The 26,143-nt window shown below is 74.0% G+C and carries 19 protein-coding genes, 1 rRNA gene and 1 pseudogene; 4 read left to right on the top strand and 17 right to left on the bottom strand.

What is annotated here, in order from left to right; all coding sequences use genetic code 11:
- Positions 1-36: 36 nt before the first annotated feature.
- From ACZ5OX_RS27740 to ACZ5OX_RS27760, 5 genes are all read right to left on the bottom strand, one after another.
- Positions 37-1,104: a ParA family protein gene (locus ACZ5OX_RS27740; RefSeq protein WP_030245868.1), complete on the bottom strand. Its 1,068-nt coding sequence runs from the start codon at positions 1,102-1,104 to the stop codon at positions 37-39.
- A 425-nt stretch (positions 1,105-1,529) separates the two neighbouring features.
- Positions 1,530-2,645: an alanine dehydrogenase gene (gene ald / locus ACZ5OX_RS27745; RefSeq protein WP_392882756.1), complete on the bottom strand. Its 1,116-nt coding sequence runs from the start codon at positions 2,643-2,645 to the stop codon at positions 1,530-1,532.
- A gap of 261 nt (positions 2,646-2,906) precedes the next feature.
- Positions 2,907-5,186: an AAA family ATPase gene (locus ACZ5OX_RS27750; protein WP_465633826.1), complete on the bottom strand. Its 2,280-nt coding sequence runs from the start codon at positions 5,184-5,186 to the stop codon at positions 2,907-2,909.
- A 286-nt stretch (positions 5,187-5,472) separates the two neighbouring features.
- Positions 5,473-6,120, bottom strand: a complete 648-nt coding sequence (locus ACZ5OX_RS27755; protein WP_465633827.1) for an NUDIX domain-containing protein — start codon at positions 6,118-6,120, stop codon at positions 5,473-5,475.
- Between the two features lie 124 nt (positions 6,121-6,244).
- The gene (locus tag ACZ5OX_RS27760; protein ID WP_392882748.1) at positions 6,245-7,924 is read right to left on the bottom strand and encodes a CTP synthase; all 1,680 of its coding nucleotides are present in this window, start codon (positions 7,922-7,924) and stop codon (positions 6,245-6,247) included.
- A 719-nt stretch (positions 7,925-8,643) separates the two neighbouring features.
- On the opposite strand from ACZ5OX_RS27760, the gene ACZ5OX_RS27765 reads away from it, so the two are divergent.
- Positions 8,644-10,644 carry a glycoside hydrolase family 15 protein gene (locus tag ACZ5OX_RS27765; RefSeq protein WP_465633828.1) on the top strand — a complete coding sequence of 667 codons (2,001 nt, stop codon included), beginning with the start codon at positions 8,644-8,646 and terminating at the stop codon, positions 10,642-10,644.
- A gap of 63 nt (positions 10,645-10,707) precedes the next feature.
- Here the strand turns inward: ACZ5OX_RS27765 and ACZ5OX_RS27770 are convergent, their stop codons facing one another.
- The 3 genes from ACZ5OX_RS27770 to yczE all read right to left on the bottom strand — a co-directional run bounded on the left by ACZ5OX_RS27770 (position 10,708) and on the right by yczE (position 14,494).
- The gene (locus ACZ5OX_RS27770) at positions 10,708-11,886 is read right to left on the bottom strand and encodes a glycosyltransferase family 4 protein (RefSeq protein ID WP_465633829.1); all 1,179 of its coding nucleotides are present in this window, start codon (positions 11,884-11,886) and stop codon (positions 10,708-10,710) included.
- A 165-nt stretch (positions 11,887-12,051) separates the two neighbouring features.
- Positions 12,052-13,809, bottom strand: coding sequence for a DNA repair protein RecN (gene recN / locus ACZ5OX_RS27775; protein ID WP_465633830.1), 1,758 nt, complete (start codon positions 13,807-13,809; stop codon positions 12,052-12,054).
- A 64-nt stretch (positions 13,810-13,873) separates the two neighbouring features.
- Positions 13,874-14,494 carry a membrane protein YczE gene (yczE, locus tag ACZ5OX_RS27780; RefSeq protein WP_465633849.1) on the bottom strand — a complete coding sequence of 207 codons (621 nt, stop codon included), beginning with the start codon at positions 14,492-14,494 and terminating at the stop codon, positions 13,874-13,876.
- A gap of 278 nt (positions 14,495-14,772) precedes the next feature.
- Here yczE and yczR point away from each other — a divergent pair, with 278 nt between their 5' ends.
- Positions 14,773-16,272 (top strand): MocR-like transcription factor YczR, encoded by a 1,500-nt coding sequence (gene yczR / locus ACZ5OX_RS27785; RefSeq protein ID WP_465633831.1) that lies wholly within the window; start codon positions 14,773-14,775, stop codon positions 16,270-16,272.
- Between the two features lie 110 nt (positions 16,273-16,382).
- Here the strand turns inward: yczR and ACZ5OX_RS27790 are convergent, their stop codons facing one another.
- From ACZ5OX_RS27790 to ACZ5OX_RS27805, 4 genes are all read right to left on the bottom strand, one after another.
- Complete coding sequence (locus ACZ5OX_RS27790; RefSeq protein ID WP_465633833.1) at positions 16,383-17,288, bottom strand: NAD kinase; 906 nt, start codon at positions 17,286-17,288, stop codon at positions 16,383-16,385.
- A gap of 93 nt (positions 17,289-17,381) precedes the next feature.
- On the bottom strand, positions 17,382-18,188 hold the full coding sequence (locus ACZ5OX_RS27795) for a TlyA family RNA methyltransferase (protein ID WP_392922917.1): 807 nt from the start codon (positions 18,186-18,188) through the stop codon (positions 17,382-17,384).
- 36 nt (positions 18,189-18,224) lie between these two features.
- Positions 18,225-18,518 carry a hypothetical protein gene (locus tag ACZ5OX_RS27800; RefSeq protein ID WP_465633834.1) on the bottom strand — a complete coding sequence of 98 codons (294 nt, stop codon included), beginning with the start codon at positions 18,516-18,518 and terminating at the stop codon, positions 18,225-18,227.
- Complete coding sequence (locus ACZ5OX_RS27805; RefSeq protein ID WP_465633835.1) at positions 18,502-19,389, bottom strand: hypothetical protein; 888 nt, start codon at positions 19,387-19,389, stop codon at positions 18,502-18,504. Before ACZ5OX_RS27805 ends, ACZ5OX_RS27800 begins: the two co-directional genes overlap by 17 nt.
- Before the next feature lie 179 nt (positions 19,390-19,568).
- On the opposite strand from ACZ5OX_RS27805, the gene ACZ5OX_RS27810 reads away from it, so the two are divergent.
- Positions 19,569-19,916, top strand: coding sequence for an SCP2 sterol-binding domain-containing protein (locus tag ACZ5OX_RS27810; RefSeq protein WP_449789076.1), 348 nt, complete (start codon positions 19,569-19,571; stop codon positions 19,914-19,916).
- Positions 19,917-20,038: 122 nt separating this feature from the next.
- On the opposite strand, the gene ACZ5OX_RS27815 is transcribed toward ACZ5OX_RS27810, so the two are convergent.
- Together ACZ5OX_RS27815 and ACZ5OX_RS27820 are read right to left on the bottom strand one after the other, a co-directional pair.
- A complete protein-coding gene (locus ACZ5OX_RS27815; RefSeq protein ID WP_465633837.1) occupies positions 20,039-21,076 on the bottom strand; it encodes an HAD-IIA family hydrolase in 1,038 nt (345 codons plus the stop codon).
- A 156-nt stretch (positions 21,077-21,232) separates the two neighbouring features.
- On the bottom strand, positions 21,233-21,937 hold the full coding sequence (locus ACZ5OX_RS27820) for a tetratricopeptide repeat protein (RefSeq protein ID WP_465633838.1): 705 nt from the start codon (positions 21,935-21,937) through the stop codon (positions 21,233-21,235).
- Between the two features lie 92 nt (positions 21,938-22,029).
- Between ACZ5OX_RS27820 and ACZ5OX_RS27825 the strand changes: the two genes are divergently transcribed.
- Positions 22,030-23,400, top strand: a complete 1,371-nt coding sequence (locus ACZ5OX_RS27825; RefSeq protein WP_465633839.1) for a DUF1015 family protein — start codon at positions 22,030-22,032, stop codon at positions 23,398-23,400.
- 100 nt (positions 23,401-23,500) lie between these two features.
- Here the strand turns inward: ACZ5OX_RS27825 and ACZ5OX_RS27830 are convergent, their stop codons facing one another.
- From ACZ5OX_RS27830 to rrf, 3 genes and pseudogenes are all read right to left on the bottom strand, one after another.
- Entirely contained in the window at positions 23,501-24,430 is a 930-nt protein-coding gene (locus tag ACZ5OX_RS27830; protein WP_465633850.1) for a tetratricopeptide repeat protein, read from the bottom strand.
- Positions 24,431-24,988: 558 nt separating this feature from the next.
- Positions 24,989-25,327: pseudogene (locus tag ACZ5OX_RS27835) on the bottom strand (DEAD/DEAH box helicase); the annotation flags it as partial.
- 725 nt (positions 25,328-26,052) lie between these two features.
- A 5S ribosomal RNA gene (gene rrf / locus ACZ5OX_RS27840) occupies positions 26,053-26,143 on the bottom strand; the annotation flags it as partial.

A 26,143-nucleotide genomic window follows, 5' to 3' on the forward strand; every position in this document is an offset into this window, starting at 1 on the left:
CCGTGGTCCGGAACAGCTCGTCGGCACCCGGGAGACTCACTCGGCGGGGCGGCACCGGTCGAGCACCTCCCTGGCGAGCTGGCGGTAGGCGGCGGCACCGACCGAGTTGGTCGCGTACGTCGTGATGGGCTCGCCGGCGACGGTGGTCTCCGGGAAGCGCACGGTCCGCCCGATGACGGTGTGGAAGACGTGCTCGCCGAACGCCTCGACGACGCGCGCCAGCACCTCACGGCTGTGCACGGTGCGCGAGTCGTACATGGTGGCCAGGATGCCGTCCAGGCGCAGCTCGGGGTTGAGCCGCTCGCACACCTTCTCGATGGTCTCCGTCAGCAGCGCGACACCGCGCAGCGCGAAGAACTCGCACTCCAGCGGGACGATCACGCTGTGAGCGGCCGTCAGCGCATTGACCGTCAGCAGGCCCAGCGAGGGCTGGCAGTCGATGATGACGTAGTCGTAGTCGGGCAGCAGCGGCTTCAGGGCGCGCGCCAGCGCGGACTCCCGGGCCACCTCGCTGACCAGCTGCACCTCGGCGGCGGAGAGGTCGATGTTGGACGGCAGCAGGTCCATCCCCGGGACCGCCGTCTTCAGCAGCACTTCATCGGCCGTCAGGCCCCGCTCCATGAGCAGGTTGTAGACGGTGACGTCGAGCTCCATCGGGTTGACGCCGAGGCCGACCGAGAGCGCGCCCTGCGGGTCGAAGTCGACGAGCAGCACCCGGCGGCCGTACTCGGCCAGCGCCGCGCCCAGATTGATGGTCGACGTGGTCTTGCCGACGCCGCCCTTCTGGTTGCACATGGCGATGATCTGGGCGGGGCCGTGCTCGGCGACCGGCGCGGGGATCGGGAAGTACGGCAGCGGGCGGCCGGTCGGGCCGACCCGCTCGCGGCGCTGGCGCGCGGCGTCGGGGGCCAGCGTGGCGGCGTACTCCGGGTCCGGCTCGTACTCGGCGTCCGGGTCGTCGTAGGCGCCGTAGGCGAACTCGCCGTAGGCCAGGCCGTAGGCCGCCAGGTCGGCGTCGTGATCGGTCACCGTGGTCACCTGTGCTGTGTTCTGGCGTGCTTCGAAAGTACGGAGTGCGACCGAGCCGACCTCGGCCGAGCCCACGGAGGGCTGCCGGGCCCCGGGCTCCTCACTCGGCTGGCCGGCGGTGAGTTCCGCCAGTCCTGGCTGACCACCCCCGGGAGCAATTGTCGACTCATTCACAAGTCGTCTTACCTCCTTGGGCATCCAGGACTCTATGTCGATTCGTCAGCGTGGCAGCATGCCGACGGTTTGCGACTCTAGGCCGTTCAAGGCGTTCGCAGCAACACAATCCACGGTAGTGGGCAGGATGTGTCGACTATCGAGCGGGCCGCTGTCAAGGGATGAGAGGGTCACCAGCCCCAACGTTTCTGCGGGCGGGTGACATGACCGACGGATATTGACGACAGAGCGACGTTGCCGGCCGACCCGCTGATCACGGGCACGGCGAAGCCCCCGGCCCGAAGGGATCGGGTCGGGGGCGAACGACCGCCGGGCGGTCAGGGTGTTCAGGCGAGCACGCTCTCCAGGGAGACCGACTCCAGGCCGAAGGCCTCGGCCACGGCCGGGAAGGTGATCTGGCCCTCGTGCACGTTCAGGCCCTTGGCGAGCGCGGCGTCGCGGCGCAGCGCGTCCTTCCAACCACGGTTGGCCAGCTCCAGCACGTACGGCATGGTGGCGTTGGTCAGCGCGTAGGTGGAGGTGTTCGGGACCGCGCCCGGCATGTTGGCCACGCAGTAGAAGACCGAGTTGTGGACCTTGAAGGTCGGCTCGTCGTGCGTGGTGGCGTGCGAGTCCTCGAAGCAGCCGCCCTGGTCGATGGCGATGTCGACCAGCACGGAGCCCGGCTTCATGCGGGAGACCAGCTCGTTGGTGACCAGCTTCGGGGCCTTGGCGCCCGGGATCAGCACGGCACCGACGACCAGGTCGGCCTCCAGGACGGCCTTCTCCAGCTCGAAGGCGTTCGACACGATGGTCTTGACCTTGGTGCCGAAGATGCGGTCGGCCTCGCGCAGCTTGTTGATGTCGCGGTCCAGCAGGGTCACCTCGTAACCCATGCCGACGGCGATGGTGGCCGCGTGCCAGCCGGAGACGCCACCGCCGATGACGACGGCCTTGGCCGGGTGGGTGCCGGGAACGCCGCCCGGCAGGGTGCCGCGGCCGCCGGCCGGGCGCATCAGGTGGTACGAGCCGACCTGCGGGGCCAGGCGGCCCGCGACCTCGGACATCGGGGCGAGCAGCGGCAGCGCGCCGTTCGACAGCTGCACGGTCTCGTACGCGATGGCGGTGGTGCCCGAGGCGATCAGCGCGTCGGTGCCGGCCCGGTCGGCCGCCAGGTGCAGGTACGTGAAGAGGGTCTGGCCCTTACGCAGCCGGTGGTACTCCGAGGCGATGGGCTCCTTGACCTTCAGCAGCAGGTCGGCGGTGGCCCACACCTCGTCGGCGGTGGGGAGGATGGTGGCGCCGGCGGCCACGTACTCCTCGTTCGGGATCGAGGAGCCGACACCGGCGTTGTCCTCGATGTAGACCTCGTGTCCGTTGCGGACCAGCTCATGCACGCCGGCGGGCGTGATGGCCACGCGGTACTCGTGGTTCTTGACCTCGCGGGGGATGCCGACCTTCACGGCTAAACACGTCCTCTTGCCATGGGGGTCCCGACCGGAGAAGACCGGTGGGCGACGCGCACGTGGGGAAGCCTCCGGGGCAGCCCGGGGCGGGGATCGCTGCGCGACTGAGTTCGAGTGTAATGAAGCCCAGTCGGCGTGTCAGCCTTCCAAAGTGAATAATTTTCCCGCGCGCATTGGCAGGTTCGTAGGCTTCCCCTACGACTTACCCACCGAAGGGGTCTTAACCGGGCATCTTCGACAATACCTCCGAAACGCCCATCACCACGCGGCGTCCGCGCGTTCCCGCAGGTCCGCGAGGGCAGCCCCGACGGCCTCCAGGGCCCGCTCGTCGCCCACCCGGCGCAGCACCGCGAGCGCGGCCCGGTACTCCCGGTCCGCCTCGTCGAAGCGGCGCTGCGCGGTGTGCGCCTCGGCCACCCGGGCGAGCAGCCGGCCCTCGGAGGCGTGGTCCCCGAGGGCCTGCCGCAGGCCGAGCGCCCGGCCGTACCAGTCCGCGGCCCGCACCGCGTCGCCGAGCGCCCGGTGGCAGTTGGCGGCGCTCTCCAGGGCCCGGGCGCACAGTGGTTCGTCGTCGGCCCTGCGGGCGTGCTCCAGAGCGGCCCGGTAGTGGACGGCGGCCGGGGACCAGCGGCCGGCCGAAGCCTGGAGGTCGCCCAGGTTCAGCAGCGCGGCCGAGGCCCGGCGCGGGCGGCCGTTGCGCTCGGCGACGGTCAGCACCAGCTCGTGCAGCCGGTACAGGTCGATGGGGGCGGCGGCCCCGGTCAGCGGCAGTGTCCGCAGCAGCGCGGTGACCAGCCGCCCGGCCGAACCGTCCAGGTCCCCCTGGCCGATCGCGTCGGCGACCGCCCCGAGCAGCAGCTCCCGTTCGCCGAGCAACCACTCGCGGGCGTGCGCCGCCGAGCGCAGCCGCAGCGGGGCGGGCAGCGGCTCCGGAGCGGGGCCGGCCGCCGGGTCCAGCAGCGCGCGGGCCGACTCGGTGAGCCGGACCAGCCGCTCCAGCAGCCGGGCCCGGGCCAGCTCGGTCTCGGCGGGCCGGTCCTCCTGCTCACGCAGCCGGACCAGCCGGGGGTAGAGCCGCCCGGGCACCCGGTAGCGCGGTGTGCCGTCGGCGGCGGGCGCCTCCTCGCCGAGCAGCTCCCGCTCGGCCAGCGTGGCGAGCGTCACGGCGGCGTCCGGCACCGGGCAGCCGACCAGGGCGGAGGCGGTGCGCGGGTCGGCGGTCTGGGCCGGGGCCAGGGTGAGGGTGCGCAGCATCCGCGCCTGGGCGGCCGGCAGTCCGCGGTACACCAGGGTGAACGCACCGAGCAGCGGGTCGTTGTCGGGGACGGGCACCGGCTCGGCCGGCCCCGGACCGGGCTTCACCCAGGCCGCCGGGTCACCGGCCGACTCGGTCACCGCGCCGGCGGCCGCCACGACGGGCTCACCGGCCCGGCCCTCGACCGCCCTCCCCGAGAGTGGCGTCCCCGGAACCGGCTTCCCCGTGAGATCCCGCACACCCGCGACGGGCCCCGCCGCTCCGGCAGACCGTACGAGCCCCGCCGCCCCGGCCGCGGGAGCGCCGGGAGGCTTCGCCCCCCGCTCCCCCTCCTTATTGTTCTTCCCCGCTCCCCTGCCCTGTCCCTTCCCCTTCGAGGTCCCCGCCCCGGCCCCCGTCCGCGCCCCCGTCCCCTTCTCCTTCGCCACCGCCGCCATGGCCTCGACGGGCGCGGCGGTCGTGGCGGTCGCAGCGGGCTCCGCGGAGCCCCTCCCCACCACCGTCTCCTCCCCCACCACCTGGTTGAGCTCGCGCGCCGCGTCCGTGACCGCGATCTTCGGGTTCCCGCGCAGCCACCCCGCCATCAGCCGCAGCGCGGCCGGCCGGGCGGCGCAGGCCTCGGCCAGGTCGGCCCCGCCGACCGGGTCGCAGGAGATCCGGGTGCCGCCGACCAGGTCGGCCAGCAGCTCACCGGAGGCCAGCCGGTCCAGCCCGCCGAGGATCACCGGGTCGATGTCCTCGATTCCGGTGAGCGGCCCGGCCGTGGTGGCGAGCACCAGGCAGCCGGGTTCGTCGGCCAGCAGCGGCCACACCTGTCCGGCGTCCCGGACGTCGTCCAGCACGAGCAGCACCCGCAGCCCTGCGAGCGCCTCGCGGAGCGCCACGCAGCCCGGCTCGTCCCGCCCGTCCTCGCCCGCCCCGGGCAGCGGCACGGCGGTCTGCGGGTCGAGCTGCTCCAACAGCAGTCGGGCGGCCCGGGCGGGCGGCATCCGGCCGCCGTCCGGGGCGGACAGCCGCACGAAGAGCACGCCGTCCGGATAGTCGGCGGCGACGGTACGGGCGAAGCGGGCGGCCAGCGTGGTCCGTCCGGAGCCGGGGCGCCCGGCCAGCACCAGTACGGGGCAGCGCCCGCTCGCCGGGCGGGCGGCGGCCGCCCGCAGCGCGGCCAGTTCGGCGCGCCGTCCGACGAACAGCGCGGGCCCGGCCGGCAGCCGCTCCAGGCCCGGGACGGCCCCGGCGGGCGTGCCGGGGCCGGGGTCCATCGTCGCCGTCTTCCTCGCCACCCGTGCCACTCCCGATGTCGTCCCGCGCTCGGCATCCGACGCTCGGCATCCGGTGCCCCGCCTCCGGAGCTCGCCCGGAGCCCAGCGGAGGCGGCCCGGGGCGGGCGCCCTGTCTGCGAAGCGTAGTTCGACCGTCCGGCTCAGCCGAGGTGACATCCGGTCGTACGAATCCGCAAATCACCCCAACGACTCAACGCACGGACCCGGTCACCCCTCGACCGGCCCCTCGGCCGGCCGCCCGACCGACCCGGCCCGACCCGCCCCCGTCTGCCCGGACCCGACCCCCTCAGGCCTCGAAGGGCCGGGCCGGCCACGGCGAGTCCGCCGCGCGCAGCGCGTCCAGCCCGTCCGGGCCGGTGAGCGCGGCGTGCACCGCGAGGGTGCCGGTGATCAGCGTCGGGTTGTGCAGCCTCCCCGCCTGGATCAGCCGGATCAGCTCCGGCACCGGCACCCAGGCGACCTCGATCTCCTGCTCCTCGCCCTCGGCGGCGTAGCGCTCGCCCTCGGCCGGCGCCAGGTCGGTGGCGAGGAACATCCGCAGCGCCTCGTCGGTGCCGCCCGGGGAGGTGTAGTAGTCGGCGAGGATCCGCCAGGTGCCGGCCTTGCAGTACGCCTCCTCGTACAGCTCGCGCTGCGCGGCGTGCCACGGGTTCTCGCCGGGGACGTCGAGCAGGCCGGCCGGCAGCTCCCACAGCCGCTGGCGCACCGGGTGGCGGTACTGGCGCAGCACCAGCACCCGCTGCTCGTCGTCCAGGGCGAGCACCGAGACGGAGCCGGGGTGGGTCTGGTAGTCGCGGCGGGCCCAGCTGCCGTCGGGCATCCGGACCTCCTCGCTGCGCACCCCGGTGACCTTGCCCTGGAACGGCGTCCCGCTCGCCCGGACCTCCCACTCCTCGGCCACGTCGAAGATCCCCTGGCGGCCCTGCTCGTCCATCGCTCTCCCCTTTTCGTCAGTACGACACAATCTAACGCCGGACGGCGGCCCCGCGGGAATCGCGGGGCCGCCGTCCGGTGAACGACCGCTGTCGACGACGACGGCCGACTGCGGCGAAGGAGAACTACTTCGAGGCCGCGGTCTTGATCTCGATGGCCGCCTTGACCAGGCCCGCGAACAGCGGGTGCGGGCGGGTCGGACGGGACTTCAGCTCCGGGTGGGCCTGGGTGGCCACCAGGTAGGGGTGCACCTCGCGCGGGTACTCGACGTACTCGACCAGGTCGCCCTTGGGCGAGAGGCCGGAGAACACCAGGCCGGTCTTCTCCAGGTCCGCGCGGTAGGCGTTGTTGACCTCGTAGCGGTGGCGGTGGCGCTCCTCGACGTACTGCTCGCCGCCGTAGACCTCACGGACGATCGAGCCCTCGGCGAGCTTGGCCGGGTACAGGCCCAGGCGCATGGTGCCGCCCAGGTCGCCCTTGCCGTCGACGATGGCCAGCTGCTCGGCCATGGTGGAGATGACCGGGTGCTTGGCGGCGGCGTCGAACTCGGTGGAGTTGGCCTCCGGCAGGCCGGCCAGGTTGCGGGCCGCCTCGATGACGACGCACTGCAGGCCCAGGCACAGGCCCAGCAGCGGGACCTTGTTCTCGCGGGCGTAGGTGATGGCGCCGACCTTGCCGTTGACGCCGCGGTCTCCGAAGCCGCCGGGGATGCAGATCGCGTCGACGTCGCCGAGCTGTGCCTGGGCGCCCTCGGGGGTCTCGCAGTCGTCCGAGGTGACCCACTTGATCTCGACCCGGGCGTTGTTGGCGAAGCCGCCGGCGCGCAGCGCCTCGGTCACCGACAGGTAGGCGTCCGGCAGGTCGATGTACTTGCCGACCAGGGCGACCTTGACGATGTGCTGCGGCTCGTGGACGCGGCGCAGCAGGTCGTCCCAGGTGGTCCAGTCGACGTCGCGGAACGGCAGGTCCAGGCGGCGCACCGCGTAGGCGTCCAGGCCCTCGCCGTGCAGCACCTTGGGGATGTCGTAGATCGACTTGGCGTCGATGGCCGCGACCACGGCCTCCTCGTCCACGTCGCACATCATCGAGATCTTGCGCTTGATCGCCTGCGGGACCTCGCGGTCGGCGCGCAGCACGATCGCGTCGGGCTGGATGCCGATGTTGCGCAGCGCGGCGACGGAGTGCTGGGTGGGCTTGGTCTTCAGCTCGCCCGAGGGGCCGATGTACGGCAGCAGGGAGACGTGCACGAAGAACACGTTGTCCCGGCCGACCTCGTGGCGGACCTGGCGGACGGCCTCCAGGAACGGCAGCGACTCGATGTCGCCGACGGTGCCACCGACCTCGGTGATCACCACGTCGACGTCCTCGGTCGCCATCCGGCGGATCCGGGACTTGATCTCGTTGGTGATGTGCGGGATGACCTGGACGGTGTCGCCCAGGTACTCGCCGCGGCGCTCCTTGGCGATGACGGTCGAGTACACCTGGCCGGTGGTGACGTTCGCCGAGCCGTGGAGGTTGGTGTCCAGGAACCGCTCGTAGTGGCCGATGTCCAGGTCGGTCTCGGCGCCGTCGTCGGTGACGAACACCTCACCGTGCTGGAACGGGTTCATGGTGCCCGGGTCCACGTTGAGGTACGGGTCGAGCTTCTGCATCGTCACGCGCAGGCCGCGGGCCTTGAGCAGCGCGCCGAGGCTGGAGGCGGTGAGCCCCTTTCCGAGAGAAGAGGCGACACCCCCGGTGACGAAGAGGTGCTTGGTCGTCACGGCGCGGCCGTTCGCTGCCTTGCCGGAATGGGGCTGTGCCAAGAGGGGGCTCCCGTGGGTCGCGTGTCGAAAGTGACGTGGGCGGGAGGCTCGGGGTTCGCCGGGCGACGGGAGGCCGGCGCGGTGCGCGGCGCTCTTTGGGTCGTCGGTTCGGCTGGTCCGGGGCGTTTTGATCCCGCCGGTCCACGGGATACCAGGGTAACAGTGACGCGGACCGGACGCCGTTCGGGCCGCGCGCGCCGCGCCGGGAGCGCACGCGGGGCGCACCACCGGCGCATCACACGCCGCTCGTGTCACACCGGTCGCACAACCCACCGGACCGGGCCAGGGCGCGCCATCCGTCCGGACCATTCCGGCTCCTCCGGCCGGACCAGCCGGAGGTGATCCTTCCGGACCATCCTGCGCCGCGCCCTCACGATGCACGGCATTTCCGCCGAATTGCGGCGCCACACCGGGCTGCGTCCGCGTGCTTCGCCCCTTTCGTCCGTCGTAAGCTGCACGGACGCATCGCCGACAGCACGAGCACGCGGAGGGCGTGGGAGGGTCAGGACACTCCCGGTCCCCGATGCGCGACCGGACCTCCCCGTATTCCCGCTCATCCCCACCCACTCCAGGGGCTCGACCGAGCCCCGCGGACACTCCAGCAAGGCCCGCCACCACCCCCGGCAGGCCGGACGTCCCGGGGTGGACCTCCGGCCCCGCAGACCGCTCGCTCCCTCCGCTCGCCGATGCCCTGACCACATTGCGAACTGGAGATCCACGTGGCCGGCCGTATCGAGGACTACGCACTCATCGGGGACATGCAGACCGCTGCCCTGGTCAGCAGGGACGGGGCGGTGGACTGGCTCTGCCTTCCCCGCTTCGACTCGCCGGCCGTGTTCGCCGGCCTGCTCGGCACCGATGAACACGGTTTCTGGCGGATCGGCCCGGCCGAGGCCGTCCTGACCGAGGTCCCCGCGCCGGCCGCCGCCACGCCCCCCAGCGGCACCGGCCGGATCCGCATCGCCGACACCACCGACCTGCGGGTGCCCCCGCCCACCGCCGCCGCGCCCGCCCTGCCCGCCGACCGCCGCCGCTACCGGGGCGACTCGCTGATCCTGGAGCAGGAGTGGGACACCCAGGGCGGCACCGTCCGGGTGATCGACTTCATGCCGCCGCGCCCGCTGGCCGGCAAGGACGCCGTCCCCCAGGTGATCCGGATCGTCGAGGGCGTCTCGGGCACCGTGCGGATGCGCTCGGCCCTGCGGATGCGCTTCTCCTACGGCCGGGTGGTGCCCTGGGTGCACCGCGTGGAGCAGGCCGACGGCGGCCACCGCACCGTCGCCATGGCCGGCCCCGACTCGGTCTGGCTGGACGGCGAGGCCGAGACCTACGGCCGCGACCTCACCACCTACGCCGACTTCACCGTCACCGCCGGCGAGCGGATCGCCTTCGCCCTCACCTGGCAGGCCTCCCACCTCGACCCGCCCAGGACCCCGGACGCCGAGGAACTGCTCGACGCCACCGCCGACTTCTGGCACGAGTGGGCCGACCAGTGCACCTACCAGGGCCCCTACCGCGAGGCCGTGATCCGCTCCCTGATCACCCTCAAGGGCCTCACCTACGCCCCCACCGGCGGCATCGTCGCCGCCCCCACCACCTCCCTCCCGGAGGACATCGGCGGCGAACGCAACTGGGACTACCGCTACACCTGGCTGCGCGACGCCGCCATCACCCTCTCCTCCCTGCTGCGCACCGGCTACCGCGAGGAGGCCCGCGCCTGGCGCGAGTGGCTGCTGCGCGCCGTCGCAGGGGACCCGGAGAACCTCCAGATCATGTACGGCATCGCCGGCGAGCGCGAGCTCACCGAGTCCTCGCTGGACTGGCTGCCCGGCTACGAGGGCTCCCGGCCCGTCCGGGTCGGCAACGGCGCCGCCGGACAGCTCCAGCTCGACGTCTACGGCGAGGTCGTCGAAGCCCTCCACCTCGCCCACATGACCGGCCTGGTCCGCAACGACCACGCCCACCACCTCCAGCTGCGCCTGATCGAGTACCTGGAGGACCACTGGCAGGAGCCGGACGAGGGCATCTGGGAGGTCCGCGGCCCGCGCCGGCACTTCGTCCACTCCAAGGTGATGGCCTGGGTCGCCGTCGACCGGACCATCAAGCTGCTGGAGCAGACCCCCGAGGACGAGCCCTCCGGCGGGCACCTGGAGCGCTGGCGAGCGCTGCGCGCGCAGATCCACGCGGACGTCTGCGAGAAGGGCTACGACCCGGAGCGCAACACCTTCACCCAGTACTACGGCGGCCGGGAGCTGGACGCCTCGCTGCTGCTGATCCCCCAGGTCGGTTTCCTCCCGCCGGACGACAAGCGGGTGATCGGCACCATCGAGGCGATCCAGCGCGAACTGTCCACCGAGGACGGCTTCGTGCTGCGCTACCCGACCCACGACGAGTCGGGCAACAACGTCGACGGCCTCTCCGGCCACGAGGGCGCCTTCCTGGCCTGCTCGTTCTGGCTGGCCGACGACCTCGCCATGATCGGCCGGGTCCAGGAGGCCCGCGAGCTGTTCGACCGGCTGCTGGCGCTGCGCAACGACCTGGGCCTGCTCGCCGAGGAGTGGGACCCGCGGCTCAAGCGCCAGGTCGGCAACTTCCCCCAGGCCTTCAGCCACGTCCCGCTGATCGACACCGCCCTGCGGCTGACCGCCTGCGGCGCCGCGTACCTGTCCGCCCAGCCGGACGGTCCGGCCGCCGACCGGGTCGAGCGGGCCACCGTCTAGCGGGCGACCCTCCGGCCGGCCACCGTCCGGCCGGCCACCGGCGACGGTCCGCCCGGCGCGGACCTACCCTCGCTGCACCAGCTCGTCGTAGGTGCTGAGCACCTGGGCGACGGTGGCGGCCTCGTCCGGCCAGGTCTCGGCCTGCTGCCGGCCGGCCGCCACCAGGTGCTCGCGGCGGGCCGGGTCGGCCAGCAGTGCGCGCACCGCGCGGCCGAGCGCCGCCGGGTCGCCGGGGGGCACCAGTTCGGCGGCGTCGCCGACCAGTTCGGGGATGCCGCCGACGGCGGTGGCGACCACCGGCACGCCGGCCCGCATCGCCTCCTGCACCACCAGCGAGCGGGCCTCCCAGCGGCTGGGGACCACCACGACGTCGGCGGCGGCCAGCAGGTCGGGCACGTCGGTGCGGTAGCCGAGCAGCCGCACCGGCAGCTTCTCCGTGGCCACCCGCTCGCGCAGCGCGCCCGCCTCCGGGCCGTCCCCGGCGAGCAGCACCAGCGGCTCCGGGTCCAGCGTGGACAGCTCCCGGGTGGCGTCCAGCAGCAGCCCGAAGGCCTTCTGCGGGACGAGTCGGCCGACCGCCAGCACCAGCGGACGGTCCGGGCCGCCGCCGAGCAGTTCGGCGCGCGCCTCGGCGCGGCCGAGCAGGCCCTCGGGCATCGGCGGGGCGGACACCGGGCCCAACCGGGCGTCGGTGGCGCCCAGTTCGCGGGCCCGGGCAACCAGGTCGGAGGAGGCGCCGAGGACCAGGTCTGCGGCGCGCGCCACCCGGCGCTCCATCAGCCGCTGCAGCCGCCGCTCCAGACCGGTGGCCAGCAGCGCGTGGTGCGAGGTGACCACCAGCGGGGTCTCCGGGCGCAGACCGGGGAAACGGCCCGCGGTGCGCAGTGCCAGGTCGGACAGCAGGCCGGCGCGCAGCCCGTGGGCGTGCACCACGTCGGCACCGGTGAAGGCCCGGCGCAGCTCGCCGATCGCGGTGGCGTCGCTGCGGGCGCCCGCGGTGGGGGTGATCTCGACGGTGTGGAACCTGGCGCCCGTACGGGAGAACCCGAGCAGCGCGTCCGCGCCGGCCGGCGCGCAGACAGTGACGTTCACGCCGTGCGCGACCAGGCCCTGGGCCAGGGAGCGCACGTGCGCACCGATGCCGCCGCTGCTGGCGGCCAGGACGAGTACCACCTGCAGCTGCCCCGGTTCGGGGACGGCCGCGGTGGCCCGGGCGGCGGAATGGTCCACGTCGTCTCGCATCCGACTCGATCGGGTTCGCGCGCCGCTTCGCGAGGATTGCCCGCCGGGCGGCGCTCGGGGCTGGGAAGCCAGTGTCCAGCCGCCACCATGCCAGGTCGGCGGCCCTCTTGGACAGTCGGCGCCACCGGGGCGCGTCGCCGACGTCCGAGGGGCCGCCGGCGGCCGCTAGCGGCGGCGCGGGGCGCGGGCCGTGGCCAGCAGTTCCTCGGCGTGGGCACGGCCCAGTTCCGAGTCCTCCAGGCCGGCCAGCATCCGGGAGAGCTCGCGCACCCGCTCCTCGTCGTTCAGCACCTTGACGCCGCTACGGGTCACGGTGCCGTCGTGGGTCTTCTCCACCACCAGGTGCCGGTCGGCGAACGCGGCGACCTGCGGGAGGTGGGTGACCACCACGACCTGGGCGGACTCGGCCAGCTTGGCCAGCCGGCGGCCGATCTCGACCGCGGCCTTGCCGCCGACGCCCGCGTCCACCTCGTCGAACAGGTAGGTGGGGACGGGGTCGGCGCCCGCGAAGACCACCTCGACGGCGAGCATCACGCGCGACAGCTCACCGCCGGAGGCGCCCTTGGCGATCGGGCGCGGCTGGGCGCCCGGGTGCGGGGCGAGCAGCACCTCCACCTCGTCCACGCCGTGCGGACCGTAGGCGACGGTGCGCCCACCGACCTCGATCCCGGCCAGGTCGTCGACCTGGCTGATCGAGAAGGTCACCCGGGCGTGCGGCATGGCCAGTTCGGCGAGTTCGGCGGAGACCGCCTCGGCGAACCGCCCGGCCGCGGCGTACCGGGCCCGGGAGACCTCGGTGGCCAGCTCGGCCAGTTCGGCCCGCAGCTCGGTCTCCCGGGCGCCGAGCTCGTCGATCCGGTCGTCGTCGCCGTCGAGCTCGGCGAGCCGGGTCGCCCCGGCCTCGGCCCAGGCGATCACCTCGGCGAGCGAGTTCTCCTCGCCGCCGTACTTGCGCAGCAGCTGGGCGAGCACGGCCCGGCGGTCCTCGACGGCGGCCAGGCGCACCGGGTCGGCGTCCAGGTCGTCCGCGTAGCCGGCCAGGTCGCCGGCCACGTCGGCGAGCAGGTAGCCGACCTCGTTGAGGCGGTCGGCCAGGGCGGCCAGCCGCTCGTCGTGATGGCGCACGGCGTCCAGGGCCCGGCGGGACTGGGCGAGCAGGGTGCCCGCGTCCAGTGCCTCCGGGTCGACCGGGTCGCCGGCCAGGGCGGCGTGGGCGAGGGTCGCGGCGGAGGACAGCGCGTCGGCGTGGCCGAGCCGCTCGGCCTCGGCGGCCAGCTCCTCGTCCTCGCCGGCCACCGGCTCGGCGGCGGCGATCTCGTCCAGGCCGAAGCGCAGCAGATCGGCCTCCTGGGCGCGCTCGCGGGCCCGGGTGGTGAGCTCCTCCAGGGTCGCGGAGACCTCGCGCAGGGTGCGGTAGGTCTCCCGGTAGCGGGCCAGCGGCTCGGCCACCGAGGCTCCCGCGTACCGGTCCAGCGCGCCGCGCTGGCGGGCCGGGCGCAGCAGGCGCTGCTGGTCGGTCTGGCCGTGCACGGCGATCAGGTCCTCGCCGATCTCGGCGAGCAGGCCGACCGGGACGGACCGTCCGCCGACGTGCGCCCGGGAGCGGCCCTCGGCGGAGACGGTCCGGCTGATCAGCAGCGCGCCGTCGTCCAGTTCGGCCCCGGCCTCGATCGCGCGGGCCGCCACCGGGGAGCCGGCCGGCAGTTCCAGCCGGCCCTCCACGACGGCGCGTCCGGTGCCGTTGCGCACCAGGCCCGGATCAGCGCGGCCGCCGAGCAGCAGGCCGAGGCTGGTCACGACCATGGTCTTGCCGGCGCCGGTCTCACCGGTCACGGCGGTGAAGCCGGGGGCCAGCTCGACCACCGCGTCGTCGATGACCCCAAGATCCCGTATCCGCATCTCGTCCAACACGGAGACGACCATACGAGGTTCCACCCCCGGCGCGCGACGAGCGACAACGGCGCGCGGCAACTCCGTGCCCCGAAGTTCATCCCTTCCGGGAGTCTCCGGCGGGCACCGGCACCGTGCACCAGGGCAGGAAGAGCTGCACCATCGGGCCGATGGCCAGCGCGTACGCGACGGTGCCGACCCCGACGGTGCCGCCGAGCAGCAGGCCGACGGTGAGGACCGTCACCTCGATGCCGGTGCGGATCAGCCGCAGCGAACGTCCGGTGCGCCGGTGCAGGCCGGTCATCAGGCCGTCGCGCGGGCCGGGGCCGAGCCGGGCGCCGATGTAGAGGCCGGTGGCCAGGCCGTTGAGGGCGATCGCCGCGGCCGACAGCGCGATCCGCGCGGGCAGGGAGCCGGGGCTGCCGAGTGCCGCCAGGGTGAGGTCCATGGCCGCGCCGATCACCAGCACGTTGGCGACGGTGCCCAGGCCCGGGCGCTGGCGCAGCGGGATCCACAGCAGTAGGACGAGGGCGCCGCAGATCGTCACCCAGGCGCCGACCGAGAGCCCGACGGTGCGCTGCAGGCCCTGGTGCAGGACGTCCCAGGGGTCGAGGCCGAGACCGGAGCGGAGCATCAGCGCCATGCTCACGCCGTACAGGGCGAGGCCGGCGAACAGCTGCGGGATCCGGCGGCCCAGGGCCCGGGTGTCACCGAACACCCGAACGGCGAGGCCGGCGCCCCGGGCGGCGGCGACCGACGCGGCCGGTACGGGCGGGGCGGAGTCTGACGTCGATGGCAGTGAGGTCGAGGCGGCGGGCGGTGTGGTCGAGGCGGCGGGCGGCGTCGGCGGTGTGGTCGCGGTGGCCAATGGTGCTCCTGCGGTGGTGCTGCACCACCGGGGCTCCCGGTGGTGGCGGCCGGCATGGCTGCCCTGCCATGATGGCCAGGCCAATACGACCCACTCCAGGGCCAATACCGAGCAAGTGGACTGATCGCATGGCCGACTGGCACACCACCGTCACCCCGCCCGCCCTGGCCCGGCTGCTCGCCACCGCCCGGCTCCCCGAGCCGGCCGCCGCCCGCCGCCCCGCCTACCGCACCCTGGCCGGACAGATCCGGCTGCTGGTCACCGAGGGCCGGCTGCCGGTCGGCGCCCGGCTGCCGGCCGAACGCGAGCTGGCCACCGCCCTGGCGATGAGCCGCACCACCGTCGCCACCGCGTACGAGACCCTGCGCGGCGACGGCTACCTGCGCAGCCGGCGCGGCGCCGGAAGCTGGACCGCCCTACCCGAGGGCGCCCCGCCGCCCAGCGAGGCGCTGCACCCCGTCCCGCCGGACGAGCAGGGCCGCGTCCTGGACCTCGGCGTCGCCGCCCCGCCCGCCCCGCAGCCCTGGGTCGGCCAGGCCGCCGCCCGGGCCGTCGAACAGCTGCCGCACTACACCGCCGGGCACGGCCACTACCCCACCGGCGTCCCGGTGCTTCGCGAGGCCGTCGCCCGCCGCTTCACCGAGCGCGGTCTGCCCACCACCCCCGACCAGATCCTGATCACCACCGGCGCCATGGGCGGCCTGCACCTGGTCCAGCGGGCGCTGATCGGCCGCGGCGACCGGGTCGCCGTCGAGGCACCCAGCTACGCGAACACCCTGCAGTCCCTGCGGCTGACCGGCGCGCGCCTGGTCCCGGTGCCGTACGCGTGGACTCCGCAGCCCTCCTGGGACCTCGACGAGTGGCGGCGAGTGCTGCGCGGCGCCGGCCCCAAGGTCGCCTACGTGATCCCGGACTTCCACAACCCGACCGGCGCGCTGATCGACGAGGAGCAGCGCCGCCGGCTGCTGGCCGCCGCCCGGGCCGCCGGGAGCATCGTGCTCGCCGACGAGACCACCGCCGAACTCGGTTGGGGCGTACCGCCGTCCACACCGCTGCCGCGCCCCATGGCGGCACTGGACCGCTCCGCCCAGGTGGTCACCGTCGGCTCGGCGGGCAAGCTGCTCTGGGGCGGGCTGCGGATCGGCTGGGTCAGGGCCGCGCCCGCGCTGGTGCGCCGGCTGGCCACCGAGCGGGTCTACAGCGACGTCGGCACCCCGGTACTGGACCAGCTGATCGCCGCCGAACTGCTGGGCGAGCTGCTGCCCGACGTCCGGGAACACCAGCTGACCCGGCTGCGGGCCACCGCGCAGGCCTTCGCCGCCGCCCTGCCCGAACGGCTCCCCGGATGGAGCTTCACCATGCCGCCCGGCGGCCTGTCCCTGTGGGTCTCCACCGACGGCCTGTCCGGCGCGGCACTGGCCCGGGCCGGGGAGCGCGGCGGGGTCCGGATCGCCTCGGGCAACCGCTTCGGCGCGGACGGCGCCTTCGAGCACCACATCCGCCTGCCGGTCACCGTGCCCGCCGCGACCGTCCCCGCCGCCGTCGAACGCCTCGCCGCCCTGGCCGCCCACGCCGCGAACGGCGGACGGCTCGAACCGGCCGACGAGGCCCAGCCACTGGCAGTCTGACGGTCAGTCAGCGTCCGGTGCGCGCCCCAGGCCGGGTGAACGACCGTGGCGCGCACCGGATCCGGCACATGTGTACGGGCGTCGGCCGACCGTACGGCCGCCGACCGGCGCTAGTGGTGGTCCGCCCGGCCGCGCCAACCCGTCACCGGCAGCGCGAACTTGGCCACCAGCCGGTCGGTGAACGGCGCCCGGTGCAGTCTGGCCAGCCGCACCGGCGTCCGACCCCGGCGGACCTCCACCCGTGCCCCGGCGGGCAGTTCGACCGAACGCCGCCCGTCGCACCAGAGCACGCCGTGCGGGGTCTTGGGCTGCACCTCCACCGCCAGCACCGACTCCGGCGAGGTCACCAGCGGGCGGGCGAACAGCGCGTGCGCGGAGATCGGCACCATCAGCAGCGCCTCCACCTCCGGCCACACCACCGGCCCGCCACCGGAGAACGCGTACGCGGTGGAGCCGGTCGGCGTCGCGCACACCACGCCGTCACAGCCGAAGTTGGAGACCGGACGGCCGTCCACCTCGGTCACCACCTCCAGCATCCGCTCCCGGGACGCCTTTTCGATCGAGGCCTCGTTCAGCGCCCAGTCCTCGTGCGCCACATCGCCGTTGGTGCGGACGATGACGTCGATCGTCATCCGCTCCTCGACCTCGTAGTCGGCGTCCACCACCCGCTCGACCACCACGGCCAGGTCGTCCCGCTCGGCCTCGGCGAGGAAGCCCACCCGGCCCAGGTTGATCCCGAGCATCGGCAGCCCGTGCGAACGCGCCAGCTCCGCCCCGCGCAGCAGCGTCCCGTCCCCGCCGGCCACCAGGATCAGCTCGCAGCCGTCCGCCGCCCCGGGGCCCTCGGACACCTTCTCGACGCCCTCCGGCAGATCCAGGTCCACCGCCTCGGCCTCCAGCAGTCTGATCCGGAGCCCCGCCTTCAGCAGCCCGTGCACCAGACCCTCGACGCTGCGCAGCGCCGCCTCCCGGCCGGTGTGCGCGATCAGGAAGACCGTACGTTCTTCATCGCTCATGCCGCTGCCCTCTCCCTAACGCCTGCCGGGTCGCCCTTGGCCCCGGTGCGGCCGCGCCATACGACATGACGCGCCGGACGCTCGCAAGGCACCCTACCGGGGCCCCTCCGCCACGGCCCGGTCCGCCTCCGCGGGGTCCAGCTGCGGAGCGTCCCGGCGCAGCCAGAGGAAGTACTCGACGTTGCCGGACGGCCCTGGCAGGGGGCTCGCGGTGACCGCGCGCACGCCCAGCCCGAGCTCCCACGCCTGCCCCGCGACCTGGCGCACCATCTCGGCGCGCAGCTGCGGGCTGCGCACCACCCCGCCGCTGCCCAGACGCTCCTTGCCGATCTCGAACTGGGGCTTGACCATCAGCACCAGGTCCGCGTCCTCGGCCGCGCAGGAGGCGAGCGCCGGGAGCACCAGACCCAGCGAGATGAACGACAGGTCGCCCACCACCAGGTCCACCAGAGTGCCGCCGATCAGGTCCGGGGTCAGCTCGCGCACATTGGTGCGGTCCATCACCGTGACCCGCTCGTCGCTCTGCAGCGACCAGGCGAGCTGCCCGTAACCGACGTCCACCGCCAGCACGTGCGCGGCCCCGGCGCGCAGCAGCACGTCGGTGAACCCGCCGGTGGAGGCGCCGGCGTCCAGCGCCCGGCGGCCCTCGACCACCAGGCCCTGCGGCACGAAGGCCGCGAACGCGCCGGCGAGCTTGTGGCCGCCGCGCGAGACGTAGTCGGGGTCGTTGTCGTCCTTGGCCACCACGACCGCCGCCGAGGTCTCCACCTGGGTGGCCGGCTTGGTCGCGGTGGTGCCGCCGACGGTCACCCGCCCGGCGGCGATCAGCTCGGACGCGTGCTCACGCGATCGGGCCAGCTTGCGGCGGACCAGTTCCGCGTCGAGTCGGCGTCGTGCCACTGCCACTGGTGTTTCAGCTCCTACGGATCCTGCGGGTCATTCCTGGTCGAGCGCGGCCAGTGTGTCGACGAGCCGCTGGTGAACATCTTCGTACACCGCGACGTGTGCCTCGGCCGGGACCCCGTCCAAGGCCTCCAGCCGGGCCAGGCCCGCGTCCACGCCGGGGTGACCGGTGGGCGCCAGCTCGACGCCCAGCGGCCCGACACCCAGCGGCTCGGCGTCCCGGACGGGGGCGGTGTCCTGGACGGGCTCGGTGTCCTGGACGGGCTCGGGAGAGCGGGAAGGCTCGGGCGGGCGGGCGGCCGCGGGCGGTTCACTCGTCGTGGGCATCGGGCTTCTTCGTGCTGGTGGCCTTGCGGACGGTGGTCTTCCTGGTCGCCGCACGCTTCGCGGGCGTCCCCGGCTCGGCCTCGGCCTGCTTGGCGGTGGCGGTCTTCTTCACGGTGGTCGTCTTCTTCGCGGCAGCCTTCTTGGCCGTCGTCCTCTCGGCCGCCGCCGTCTTCTTCGCCGCGCTCTTCTTGGCCGCGCTCTTCTTGGCCGCGGACTTCTTCGCCGTTCCCTTCGCGGCCGTGTCCTTCGCGGCCGTGTCCTTCGCAGCCGTGTCCTTCGCGGCGGTGCTCCTCCCCGCGGCAGCGGTCTCCGGTGCAGCGGCGGCCTCCTCCTTCGGGGCCTGGGCGGCCATCGACCCCGGCGGAACCGGCGGTTCGACCTCGACCGGCTCGTCCACCTCCACCCGCTCGGCGACTATCGGCTCATCCGCCGTCCGGGCGGCCGACCGCTCCTCCTCGAACTCCCAACCGCGCCCGAACAGGTCGCCTGCCCGCGGCGCCGGCACCGGCTCCTCGGCCTCGTACGCCCCCGGCCCGGACGCGGCCGCCGGGGCCTCCTCCTCGACCTCGCGCAACTTGGTCTCCAGGTACGCCAGCACCACGCCGACCTTGGTCACCTGGTCGCCGACCTTCTCGAAGACCTTCTCCGCCTCGTTGCGCGCCACGCCGACCGCCAGATCCACCCCGGCGCGCCCGGCGGTGACCGCCTCCCCGGCCAGGGTCTGCAAGGTCTCCACGGACGGCGGGAACTGACCGCCCAGCCGGCGCTCGACCCCGGCGACATCGACCCCGGCCTTCTCCAGGATCGAGGTCGCCGTCCCGACGACCATCTTGCCGACCTCCTCGACCACCCCGGCGGCGGTCTCCACCACTCCCCGAACCGTCCTCGGCAGCATCCGGGTGCCTCCCAATCGCCTACGCGTGTCGCTCCGTCGCCCTCAGTACCCGGGCGCCGTCGCGGGCACCCCACTGACGACGCTACCGCCAAAACCCTCCTGAGGTACCGTGGCCCGCAGTCAGCACCGTAGCGACCGGGGGAGGGAGCCGCCCCGTGGCGAACGCCGAGGAGTGCCGGGAGGCACTGGAGCAGCTCAGCCGGAACATGGCGAAGTCCACCGGCGACGTCCGCAAGGCCGCCGCCCTCGACCGCTCGCTCAGCTGCCGGATCACCGACCTCGACCTGACCTTCACCGGACAGCTGCGCGACGGCCGCATCCAGGACATGGTCGCCGCCCCCGGCCCCCCGGCCGAGAAGGCGGCGATCCGGCTCACCATGAGCAGCGACGACCTGGTCGCGATGGTCGACGGCCGGCTCAACTTCGCCTCCGCGTGGGCGAGCGGCCGGGTCAGGCTCGAGGCGGGCTTCCGCGACCTGCTGCGGCTGCGCACCCTGCTCTGAACCCGGCACCACCGAAGCTGCCGTTCCCGGACCGGGCGCCGCCGGGCCGGACCGGTCATCGGACCAGGGGCCACCGAGTCGGGCTCAGCCGGGGGCGGCCCCCGTCGACCGCGGAACCGTCCTCAGAACCCGAGATCGGCCAGCGCCTTACGGCCGTCCACCGGCGCACCGCCCGCGTCCAGCACCGTCCACGCCGCCGCGCACAGCGCCCGCAGGCCGTCCCAGCGGTCCCCGGCGCCGGACAGCCGCAGCACGCCGGCCTCCACGCCCGCGACCACGCCACCGCACGCGAAGCCGCCGGCCACGGCCGTCACCTCCGGGTGCGGGACGAGCAGTCCGCGCAGATCCTCTGCCAGGTACGTCGGCCGGTGCTCGACCGGGGCCGAAAGCAGCAGCTCCGGGACGGTCACGCCGGTGAACACCAGCAGGCTGTCCACGCCGCCGTTGAACGCGCCCTCGATGTCGGTGTCCAGCCGGTCGCCGACCACCAGCGGCCGCTCCGCGCCGGTGCGCAGCACCGTCTCCCGGTGCATCGGCGGCAGCGGCTTGCCCGCCACCTCCGGCTCCACCCCGGTCGCCGCCCGCACCGCCGCCACCAGGGTGCCGTTGCCGGGCGCGATGCCACGGGCCCTCGGCACCGTCAGATCCAGGTTGGACGCCACCCAGGGCAGTCCGCTCTGCACCGCGTACGAGGCCTCCGCGAGGTCCGTCCACCCCACCGAGGGGTCGAAGCCCTGCACCACCGCGAGCGGCCCGTCGGCCAGCGAGCGGACCGCTACCAGGCCCAGCTCGGCCAGCGCCTCCTCCAGCCCGAGACCGCCCACGACCAGCACCTTCGAGCCGGCCGGCACCTTCTCGGCGATCAGCCGGGCGGCGGCCTGGGCCGAGTTGATCACGTCGGAGGGCTCGGCCGGGATGCCGAGCTCGGTCAGGTGCTCGGCCACCACCCGCGGCGGGCGGGAGGCGTTGTTGGTCACGTACGCGAGCCGCATCCCGGCCGTCCGGGCGGCGTCCAGTGCCTCCACCGCGTGCTCGATCGCGTGCGCGCCCGTGTAGACCACGCCGTCCAGGTCCAGCAGCGCGGTGTCGTAGGCGTCGGTCAGCGGCCGCTCGCTGCCGCCGGGGGCGGTCCGTCGCACGGGGGTGGCCGTCTCGGTCATGGCTGCGCTACCTCATTCACTGCGTCGTCGTTCACTGCTGCGTCCGCTGCTGCGTCCACTGCTTCCACTGCGTCGTACGTCCCGGCGTCCGGGTTGCCGCGCACGGGTCGCCTCGTCCGTGACGCACCGCGTCGTGCGTCAACGGCGTCCGCCCGGTCAGGCGCCGCCGTCGGTACCGGTGCCGGCACCGGTGTCGTCCGCCGTTCCGCCGGCCGGGTCCCCGGCCCCCGCCGGGGGCTCCACGTACCCGGGTGCTCCCGGCAGCAGCGGGCCGTAGGCCCCCGCACGGGCCGCCAGGGTCGCCCGGGTCTGCCGCAGTGCCTGCCGGTAGTGGTCGGACTCCGGCCGCATCGCCACGGCCAGCGCCAAGTGCTCGGCGGAGGTCTCGAAGTCGCCCAGCCGGGCCGCCGCGACTCCCCACCCGAACTGAGCGTAGTCGTCCGCCGGGTCCGCCAGCGCCACAGCGCGGAAGTTCTCCAGCGCCGCCGCGTACGAGCCCGCGTCGAACTGGGCCCGCGCCAGCGCCTCCCGGATGCTGCGCGAGTGCGGCTCGGCCGCCACCGCCCGGGCGAGCAACTGCTCGGCGGCCGCCGGATGTCCCTGGGCCAGCAGCCGGGCTCCTCGGCGGAACCACTCGTACACGTCCCCGGCGGGCTCGCCGGAGCGGCTCTGCGGCGGCACCCCGCCGACCGGCCCGCCGTCGCCCGGAGCGCCGTCACCCGGAGCCCCACCGACCGATGCGCCGTCGCCCGGTACGCGGTCCGGTACGCCATCGGCCGGAGCGTCCCCGCGGGTGGCACCCACCGGCCCGCCCGACTCGGCCGGGCCGCCGCCGTCCACCCGTTCCTGCCCGTCGTCCATGCCGTACCTCGCCCTCGGTCCCACACCCGCCCCACAACCCGGCGCGGGCATTCCGATCTCTCAACAACGCGTACCCGGTTACGATGCCCAGAATGAGCACACCCAGTGCAGAAGACGGAGTCGAGACTCCCGAGGGCGGCCCCGGCGATCCCGGGCACGTCGCCACCGCCGGCCTGTCCCTGTCCCCCTTCCGCGGCCTGCGCTACGTCCCCGACCGGGTCGGCACCCTGGCCGCGGTGACGTCCCCGCCGTACGACGTCGTGGACCCGGGCCGCCGGCTCGACCTGGAGACCGCCGACCCCCACAACGTGGTCCGGCTGATCCTGCCCAGGCCGGAGCCCGAGGACGCCGGCGACCGCCCCGACCGCGACACCCGCTACCGGCACGCCGCCCGGCTGCTGACCGCCTGGCAGCGCGAGGGCGTCCTGGCCGCCGACCCCGAGCCTGCGCTCTACGTCTACGAGCAGCGGGTGCCGGCCACCGACGACTCCCCCGAACTGCTCCAGCGCGGCCTGATCGGCGCCCTCGCCGTGAGCGGCCGCGAAGGCGGCGTGGTGCTCCCGCACGAGGACGTGATGCCGCGGCCGGTCGCCGACCGGGTCGGCCTGATGCGCACCACCCGCGCCAACCTGGAACCACTGCTGCTCACCTACCGGGGCAACGGCGGCGCCTCCGGCGTGATCGAGCGGACGGTCGAACGCGAGCCGCTGCTCTCCACCGCCACCAGCGACGGGACCCACCACCGCCTGTGGGCGGTCACCGACCCGGCCGAGATCGCCGAGATCAGCCGTGACCTCGCCACCTGCCGGGCGCTGATCGCCGACGGCCACCACCGCTGGGAGATGTACCTGCGCCTCCAGCGCGAGCACCGCCACCTGCCGCGCAGCCCCTGGGACCGCGGCATGGTGCTCCTGGTGGACACCGCCCGCTACCCGCTGCGGGTCCGCGCCATCCACCGCGTGCTGTACCGGCTGCCGGTGGCCGAGGCGCTGGAGCGGCTCGGCGACCAGTGGAAGGTCAAGGAGGTCCCAGGACCGCTGTCCGCCGCGCTCCAGGCCCTCGCCGAGCAGAAGCGGCACGGCGGCAACGGCTTCGTCGTCACCGGCGGCGACGGCGTCTACTGGCTGCTCAGCGAGCCCGAGGAATCCCTGCTCGACGCCACCGTGCCGCACGGCAGACCCGAGGAGTGGCGTCACCTGGACGCCACCGTCCTACACGCCACCCTGCTCGACCACACCTGGCACGTCCCCGACGGCCCGGACGACATCGGCTACCTGCACACCGCCGTGGCCGCCGAACAGGAGGCCGCCCGCACCGGCGGCACCGCCGTCCTGCTGCACCCGGTCCGGGAGTCCGTGGTGCGACGGCTCGCCGAGCAGGGCGTCACCATGCCGCGCAAGTCCACCTCCTTCGGACCGAAGCCGGCCACCGGGCTGGTGCTGCGCAACCTCGCGCTGGGCTGACACCGCGCCGTCGGCCCGACCAGGCCCGAACGCCGTGAGGCCCTGCCGTTCCCGAAGTTCCGGGAACGGCAGGGCCTCACGGCGTTGACCGGGGAGCTGATCAGCTCTTGTCGGCGTCGGCGTCGGCGTCGGCGTCGGCCTTGACCTTGGCGGCCTCGGTCTCCTCGACCTCGGTCTTCTCGACCTTGGACTCCTCGGCCTTGCGGTCCTCGGCGTCCTGGGCGCGCTCGGGGACGACGCCGTCGAAGTCGTCGTCGATCTCGAGGTCGTCCTCGTCGTAGTACTCCTCGACGTCCTCCTCGTCCTCGAAGATCACGCGGTCGTCGGCGTTGTCGCCGCCACCGCGCTTCTTCGTCGGGGCGTCGACCGACTCGGCCTCGTCCTCGTCCAGCTCCGGGTCGAGCGTGTCGGTGAACTCCACGCCGTCGATCTCGGCCAGCCGCTCCGAGGCGTTGGTGGTGCCGTCGGTGTCGGCCTCGGCGGCCTTGGCGAACCAGTCACGGGCCTCGTCGGCGCGGCCGGCCGCGATCAGGGCCTCGGCGTAGGCGTACCGCAGGCGAGCGGTCCACGAGTGCACGGCGCTGGAGGCCAGCTCCGGGCTCTGCAGCGTCACCACGGCGGCGTCGAACTGCTCCATGTCAGTGCGGGCACCGGCCGCCACCAGGCGCATCTCGACCTGGCCGGCCTTGTCCAGCTGCTTCACCTCGGGCTCACCGGCCATCGCCAGCGCCCGCTCCGGGCGGCCCAGACCGCGCTCGCAGTCGGCCATCACCGGCCACAGGTCCGCACGGCCGGTCATCCGACGGGCGGCACGGAACTCGGTCAGCGCCTCGGAGTACCGCTGCGTCATGTACGAGGCGAAACCGGCGGCCTCACGGACGGCGGCCACGCGGGAGGCCAGACGGAGCGCGACGCGCGAGTACTGGTAGGCCTCCTCCGGCTCGCTGTCGAGCAGGCGGGCCACCATCACCAGGTTGCGGGCGACGTCGTCCGCGAGGGTCTTGGGCAGGCTCTTGAGCTCCTGACGCACATCCGCGTCCAGCTCAAAGCCGGTGACGTCCTCCGGGATCGGCAGACGCTTGACGGGCTCGTAGTTGCCCCGGCGGTCGTCGTAGTCCCGACGGTCACCGCCGCGGTCGTCCCGGTCCCGACGGTAGCCGCCGCCCTGGCGGTCGTCACGGCGGAAGCCGCCACGGTCGCCACCACGGTCATCGCGACGGAAACCGCCACGGTCACCGCCGCGCTCGCCGCGCTCGCGGTTGAAGCCACCGCCCTGGCGGTCGTCACGGCGGAAGCCACCACGGTCGCCACCACGGTCATCGCGGTCACGGCCGTACCCGCCCGACGGACGGTCGTCACGACGCGGACGGTCGTCACGGTCATCGCGACGGAAACCACCCGGACGGTCATCGCGACGGAAGCCACCGCCGGCCGGACGGTCGTCGCGACGGAAACCGCCACGGTCGTCGCGGTCACGGTTGAAACCACCCGAGGGGCGGTCGTCGCGGCGGAAACCACCGGACGGGCGGTCGTCACGGCGGAAGCCGCCGCGGTCACCGCCACGGTCGTCACGGTCGCGGTTGAAGCCACCGCCCTGGCGGTCGTCACGACGGAAGCCGCCACGGTCGTCACGGTCACGGCCGTACCCGCCCGACGGACGGTCGTCACGACGCGGACGGTCGTCACGATCATCGCGACGGAAACCACCCGGACGGTCGTCACGGCGGAAGCCACCGCCGGCCGGACGGTCGTCGCGACGGAAACCGCCACGGTCGTCGCGGTCACGGTTGAAACCACCCGAGGGGCGGTCGTCACGGCGGAAACCACCGGACGGGCGGTCGTCACGACGGAAGCCGCCACGGTCGCCACCGCGGTCGTCCCGGTCGCGGTTGAAGCCACCGCCCTGGCGGTCGTCACGACGCGGACGGTCGTCACGGTCATCGCGACGGAAACCACCCGGACGGTCATCGCGGCGGAAGCCACCGCCGGACGGGCGGTCGTCCCGACGGAAACCACCGGACGGACGGTCGTCACGGCGGAAGCCGCCGCGGTCGCCGCCACGGTCGTCACGGTCGCGGCCGTACCCGCCCGACGGACGGTCGCCCCGGTCGCGGTTGTAGCCGCCGCCCTGGCGGTCGTCACGGCGGTAGCCCCCGCGGTCGCCACCGCGGTCGTCGCGGTCGCGGCCGTACCCGCCCGACGGACGGTCATCACGGCGCGGACGGTCGTCACGATCATCGCGGCGGAAACCACCGGACGGGCGGTCGTCACGACGGAACCCGCCCGACGGACGGTCGTCACGGCGGTCATCGCGACGGTAACCGCCACGGTCGTTGGACCAGCCGCCACGGGACCGGGGCTCGTAGCCTCGGCCGTCGTCCGATCGGCGCTCGGGACGGTCCTGGGGCTGGTTCGACATCGTGGTGACTCCTTCTGCTGCTTCAGCTCCACCGCGGGCCGAGCGAGCAACTCCGCTGCCGCCACACGGTTTCGACGCCGGCCTGCTGGCCCGCGTACCTTCTCCATTGTCCGGCATGCCCGGACCCTCCGCGTCTGGGCGGAAGTCCCGGATCTGCCGGCCTTCTTCACGTTCGCAAAACACAAAAAGGCCGCGGCCCCAGCGAGTCGCTGGGGCCGCGGCCTTGAATAATTGTTCGGCGGCGTCCTACTCTCCCACAGGGTCCCCCCTGCAGTACCATCGGCGCTGTGAGGCTTAGCTTCCGGGTTCGGAATGTAACCGGGC

The sequence above is a fragment of the Kitasatospora sp. NPDC032121 genome, assembly GCF_055580145.1.